General features: G+C 67.0%; 4 protein-coding genes. 1 reads left to right on the plus strand and 3 read right to left on the minus strand.

What is annotated here, in order from left to right; translation table 11 throughout:
• Positions 1–156: 156 nt before the first annotated feature.
• Positions 157–693, minus strand: coding sequence for an AAA family ATPase (locus tag GRX66_RS17470; protein ID WP_325064180.1), 537 nt, complete (start codon positions 691–693; stop codon positions 157–159).
• 588 nt (positions 694–1,281) lie between these two features.
• On the opposite strand from GRX66_RS17470, the gene GRX66_RS17475 reads away from it, so the two are divergent.
• On the plus strand, positions 1,282–1,476 hold the full coding sequence (locus tag GRX66_RS17475; RefSeq protein ID WP_159527652.1) for a hypothetical protein: 195 nt from the start codon (positions 1,282–1,284) through the stop codon (positions 1,474–1,476).
• 77 nt (positions 1,477–1,553) lie between these two features.
• On the opposite strand, the gene GRX66_RS17480 is transcribed toward GRX66_RS17475, so the two are convergent.
• Positions 1,554–1,928, minus strand: coding sequence for a hypothetical protein (locus tag GRX66_RS17480; RefSeq protein ID WP_159527653.1), 375 nt, complete (start codon positions 1,926–1,928; stop codon positions 1,554–1,556).
• 611 nt (positions 1,929–2,539) lie between these two features.
• Positions 2,540–3,262, minus strand: coding sequence for a hypothetical protein (locus GRX66_RS17485; RefSeq protein ID WP_159527654.1), 723 nt, complete (start codon positions 3,260–3,262; stop codon positions 2,540–2,542).
• Positions 3,263–3,491: the final 229 nt, after the last annotated feature.

The raw sequence follows: 3,491 nt of genomic DNA on the forward strand, positions 1-3,491 counted from the left end.
TGCCGTCCTCCGCTGGCGTCGCCGTCGCGGTCCCGGCCGCCTGCTCGCCGATCGTCACCCGTCACGCGCGGCGGTTCGAGCCTGCGGAAGAAAAAGCTGCTGTGCCAGCCACCCCGCACACCCGGCGGCCACACCGCCGAACGGGCGACGTTCGGCCTAGAACAGCGACGTGACCTGCGCTCGCGTCGCGTCCAGGCCCGCCGAGTTGTCGACGACGGCGTGCTCGCGCTCCACGTCGTCGAAGGTCTCGCGGTACTGGCAGTGGATCTCGAAGTCCGCGTCGCTGGCGTCGTTCGACCGCGCGCGGATGCGCTCCCGGACTGTGTCAGCGTCACAGTCGACTTTCACGAACGTGACCGGGACGCCGAGCCGATCGCCGACCAGCTGGATTTCGTCCCGGAGGTTGCGGTGCTGGAACGTGCCGTCCAGTACGGCGGCGTCGCCGCGGCGTACGGCCGCGGCGGCGCGGTCGAACAGTTCCTCGTAGACTGCTCGCATCTCCGCGTCGGTGTACTCCGGGTCGGGGAAGAGGTCCTTCCTGACGACGTCCGTCCGGAAGAGGGGGCCGTCCACGAGGTCCGCGGCGTGTTCCGCGACGGTCGTCTTCCCCGCGCCCGGCAGCCCGCAGACCACGACGATTCGCGGGGTTCGTCCCGCGGTCGATACGTTCTCTGTGGCGCGCTCCCCGCTCACAGTAATCGAGTGGGAAACGTCGCGCCCACATTATGAAGGTGTGGAATCACCGCTCCCACTGGTCGCCCCCCGAGCCGGTGTGCTCCAGTTCGATTCCGCCCTCGGCGCGGAACTCCTCGGCACACTCGCGACACAGTACGAGGTCCATCTCTCGCCCATCTCCCCTCGTCGACTCGAAGCGGACCGTATACCCGGCTGTTGCGGCCCCCCGGCCGCAGTTCGTGCACGCCATCAGAGACGCCTATCACGTCCGCCCGCGAACACTTCTCCCTTGACCAGTAATGGAGTTTTACGTACCGGAGCGCGAAGCGCGCAGAGTCCGTCCCCGCAGCCGGCCTCCGAAAACGCCGCAGCGCTCGGCAGTAGTCGCGTCCCCCGCAGGCGACTCGTCGACCAATGATGGCCCGCGCCGCCTCTCGTGTGGTAGCCAGACGAAAGCCGGCCTCGAGAACTGGGGGCGGCAGCCCGAGCAGCAACCGTCCCGGTCCAGCCGACTCGGCACCAGTTCTCCGAGGCGCCACAACGCGTCGTCCGGGCGACCAGTCCGAAATCCGATACAGTTTTGCCCCGACTTGTAATACGAGACGTATGAAGCACCGGACACGAGTCGTCCTCGCGGGCTGGGTCGTGTTCTCCGCGGTGTTCTTCACCGCCGGCGCCGCCCTCCCCAACTCGACAGACCTCCCCCCGCTCGTCGTCGCGACGGTACTGACAGCGCTGCTCACGCCGGTACTCCACGTGCAGTTCGCGCGGTACGCGGACGAACCCACTGTCGACGTCTGAACCGGACTGGACGCCGAACCTGGCGTTGCTCCAAGAGTAGTGGAACGCCAGGGAGCGTGCAGACGATGGAGGTAGCGCTAGTCTTCGGTCTGTCCGAGAATCCGCTGGTCTGCGGCGTCGTCGGGCGCGTGCAGTGGCAGTTCCTCGACGCCGAGGCGATCGAAGTGCTCGTCGCAGAGCGCGAGCGCTGCGGTCGACGGGTCGTAGTCGACGAACGAGACCACCTTCCCCTCGGTTTCGTACGTCGAGGGGAGCCACTTCGGGAGCGCCCAGAAGGCGTCCCTGTCGCAGAACACACACGTCGTCGCGTCAGGCTCGCCGAGCTCGTCGCTGAACTCGCCGAACTGCTCGCGTTCGCAGCGAACGCACAGCGTGCCGAGTTCGCGGCCGCTGTCGAGCTCGACGACGGCGCGATTGTATCCGCTTCGGCGCTGACAGACGATGCAGTCCATGGTGGCTCTCCGGAGTTGCGGCCGGCAGTGTCAACAACCCTGTTAGCAGAACCCTACAATGAATGACACGGTTCTCCTCGGGCGGCGGCGCCGTCGAAAGAACGACGGTCGGGTTCGACTGGAGAACTACCGTACAGGGGCCGAATAGCCTGTTCCTAATCGAATAGCTCCGCGCCGTCGTCCGTTTCTCCTGGAGATCGAATGACGGCGCGGACGCCATGTCGTATTTTGGGCTTGACAGTAGATCGTGGAGCGTATTCGCGTGACGTGGAATCACCGGACTGCGCGGGCCGCGTCTATATTCACCCCATCCCGATCCGCACGAAACGTCAGACGCTCGTGCGACACGTTTCGAGTGGAGAACACCGGGAGAGCGCTGGCGAACAGCACGATTCGGTGACCGATCGTCGGCGCACAGTGGGTGGCTAACAGCCGCGGAAACGGCAGGGGGTCGAGCGCTACGGTTGCGCGTCCGAGATTGACCTGACTCATCCGTCCGGCGTCCGGCACACCAGTCCCGGGACCCCGGCGCCTCCGACCCAGCGTCCGACGCACGGCGCCGAGGCATCCAGACAGGAGCCAGGCCGTGGCCGATGTGGCCCCGCCGTCGTTCAGAGCGTCACAGCGTCGAGGTCGTCGTGCAACTCCGCTACCTCGTCGTTGAACGCGCGCACGAAGTCCCGGAACCCCCCGGCGTGCTCGCGGACGTCACGCGCGGACGGCGCGCCGTACTGCGAGACGAGGTAGACGCCGTCCTCGCCGCCGACGCGGACGTACGAGGCGGTATCGACCTCGCGTTTGAGCTCCCAGCGCGTGCCCCGAACCGTCACCGCCCACGCGCCGTAGTCGCCGCTCTCGAAGCGGTGGAGCTGTGCGGCCATCTGGTCGGCGGCGTCCTCGAACGCATCCACGATGCGGTCGCGCTCCGCGACCACCTCGGCCGCGGACGCCACCGCCGGAAACGAGTCCGGCGCGTCGTCGAGGATGCCCTCCAGGCCCGCGACGTAGTCGTTGAACGCCGCGACGAGCGCGTCGTAGTGCTCCAGCGCCCGCGACAGCGGCTCGAAGTCGGGCGCCTGCTTCGTCGAGACGACGTACACGTCCAGCCCCGCGCGGCCCTCGAAACGCAGGAACTCCAGGTCCCCCGCCTCGTACTTCACGGTCCACTCGCCGCCGTCCACGCGGAACGTCTTCCGGCCGTAATCGCCGCCCTCGATACGCGCGAGCTCCCGCGCCATCTGGCCTGCGTGCTGGCGCACCCCCGCGACGACCTCGTCGCGGGTCTCCCCCACCGACTCGGCGTCCGCGACGTCTGTGTCCAGCGACTCCATCATCGTCGTGAAGAACGGGCAGCGCCGGTATAACCTCGTTGGAGACGCAGCGACCGGGCCAGACGAGCGACAGGCTGATCGCTCAATAGTCGAAAATGCGGGGAAAGTGGGCCGGCACGACGTATAGTCGGGGCTGTTTTCGATGGTCTGAGCGTCTCTAACGGTGGATTCTGATTCTGTTGTCATTCGTTGGTCTCTGAAATGTCGAGTTGGTCGAGCAGCGGCCTGCGGC

Origin of the sequence: Halobacterium bonnevillei (assembly GCF_009831555.1) — an archaeon.
In the GTDB taxonomy this organism is placed as follows: domain Archaea; phylum Halobacteriota; class Halobacteria; order Halobacteriales; family Halobacteriaceae; genus Halobacterium; species Halobacterium bonnevillei.

Coding starts and splice junctions, on each gene's coding strand:
- GRX66_RS17475 (WP_159527652.1), top strand. CDS start 1,282: ATGAAGCACCGGACACGAGTCGTCCTCGCGGGCTGGGTCGTGTTCTCC.
- GRX66_RS17480 (WP_159527653.1), bottom strand. CDS start 1,928: ATGGACTGCATCGTCTGTCAGCGCCGAAGCGGATACAATCGCGCCGTC.
- GRX66_RS17485 (WP_159527654.1), bottom strand. CDS start 3,262: ATGATGGAGTCGCTGGACACAGACGTCGCGGACGCCGAGTCGGTGGGG.